Source organism: Rhodococcus sp. F64268 (assembly GCF_023015605.1).
In the GTDB taxonomy this organism is placed as follows: Bacteria; Actinomycetota; Actinomycetes; order Mycobacteriales; family Mycobacteriaceae; genus Rhodococcus.
The window spans coordinates 1-1284 of sequence record NZ_JALKAI010000031.1 but is presented as its reverse complement, the minus strand read 5'-3'; the positions used below and the strand labels follow the sequence as shown (position 1 = coordinate 1284).

Sequence of the window (1284 nt, the reverse complement as noted above, 5' to 3'; positions counted from 1 at the left end):
TCGGCGGGTGACCTGCCACTCGTCGTGTTGCTCGATCACCACCGCGGTCGCCAACCGCAGAAACGCAGCCGGATTCGGGAAGATCTCCACCACATCGGCTCGACGCTTGATCTCCTTGTTCAACCGCTCAATTGGATTATTGGACCACACCTTTTGCCAATGAGCCTTCGGAAAAGCGGTGAACGCCAACACATCATACTTCGCCGATTCCATCAACGCCGCGGCCTTCGGAAACGACCCGGCGAACGTGTCGGTGACCTGATCCCACTGCGCAGCGACTTCGACGGGGTCGGTATGCGCGAAGATCGTCTTGACCGCCGCCATCACCGGCGGCACATGCTTCGCCCCGACCGTGGCCCGGATGTTCCGCATGAAATGCACCCGGCACCTCTGCCACGCCGAACCCGCGAACTGCTGCGCAATAGCCGCTTTCAACCCGCTGTGTGCATCGGAGATCACCAGATGCACTCCGGACAGCCCCCGACCCCGCAACCCGATCAGGAACTCACGCCAGAACTCGTACGATTCGCTGTCGCCGACGGCGGTGCCGAGCACCTCCCGGCTCCCGTCGATCGACACCCCCGTCGCCACCACCAATGCTTGGGACACCACGTGCGCACCGATGCGGACCTTGCAGAAGGTGGCGTCGAGGAACACGTACGGGAAGGTGGTGTGCGTCAGGGTGCGTTCCCGGAACCGGGCGATCTCGGTGTCCAGACCGGCGCAGATCCGCGAGACCTCCGACTTCGAGATACCCGAGTCGACCCCGAGGGCGCCGACCAGGTCGTCGACGCTGCGAGTGGACACCCCGTGCACATACGCTTCCATCACCACCGCGTACAAGGCCTTGTCGATCCGCCGGCGACGTTCGAGCAGCGAGGGGAAGAACGAGCCGGAGCGCAGCTTGGGGATCTTCACCTCGATATCCCCGCTGGTCGTGGCGACGGTCTTGGTGCGATGCCCGTTGCGGTGCGTGGTGCGGGTGTCGGTGCGTTCGTAACGGCCGGCGCCGAGTTTCTCGGTGGCCTCGGCTTCGATCAGGGCCTGCAGTCCGGTGCGGATCAGTTCGGCGAACACGTTGGCGGTGTCGGCCCCCTTGAGTGCGTCGAGTTGGGTGAGCAGGGCAGAATGGTCGTGGGTCATCGCGTGGTTCCTTCGTGTCGAGTCACTTTGGTCGGTAACTCGTCGATCACTACGCGATGGCCCACCTTTACGAGGGCCGACACGCCGCTGGCCTGGCCGGATGTTCCTCAGCCGATTCCCACCATCCCCTGGGACTTACCC

1 protein-coding gene is annotated in these 1284 nt (G+C 64.0%); it reads right to left on the bottom strand.

Features of this window, described 5'->3' with window-relative positions; all coding sequences use genetic code 11:
* A partial coding sequence (locus MWU77_RS24360) for an IS256 family transposase (RefSeq protein WP_247275024.1) occupies positions 1 to 1143 on the bottom strand: 1143 nt, incomplete at its 3' end.
* Between the last annotated feature and the right edge of the window lie 141 nt (positions 1144 to 1284).